The organism is Neorhizobium sp. T25_27, assembly GCF_002968565.1.
Lineage (GTDB): Bacteria > Pseudomonadota > Alphaproteobacteria > Rhizobiales > Rhizobiaceae > Neorhizobium > Neorhizobium tomejilense.
In genome coordinates this window covers 1-449 of record NZ_PVBJ01000037.1, presented here as the reverse complement: position 1 = coordinate 449, position 449 = coordinate 1, and the positions used below count along the sequence as shown (strand labels likewise).

General features: G+C 65.0%; 1 pseudogene. It reads right to left on the bottom strand.

From position 1 onward, the window contains the following. A pseudogene (locus C5J24_RS31605) lies at positions 1–449 on the bottom strand (calcium-binding protein); the annotation flags it as partial.

Genomic DNA, 449 nt, shown 5'->3' with positions numbered 1-449 from the left:
GCCGGTCCCGGTGAATGCCGCCACGCCGGTATAGGTCAGGTTCTCGACATCGGCGACCGCCGCCAGCGTGTAGCTGGCGAGTGCGGTCTTTATCGTATCCGTGCCTTCATCAGCGTTTTCGGTGACGGTATCGCCGGCGTTGTCGACCACATAGGTGTCGTCGCCGCTGCCGCCGATCAGCGTGTCGGCGCCGGTCCCGCCGTTCAGCGTGTCATTGCCCGCCCCAGCGGTGATCGTGTTGGCGGCACCATTGCCCGTGCCCGAGAAGTTGCCGGTGCCTGTGTAGGTGAGGTTCTCGATATTCACCAGTGCCGCAATCGAGTAGGTAGCGAGCGACGTCCGGATCTCGTCCGTGCCGGCTCCGGCTGCCTCCGTAACCACATCGGTCGCCATGTCGACGATGTAGGTATCGTTGCCGAGCCCGCCGACCAAGGTATCGGCGCCCGCGC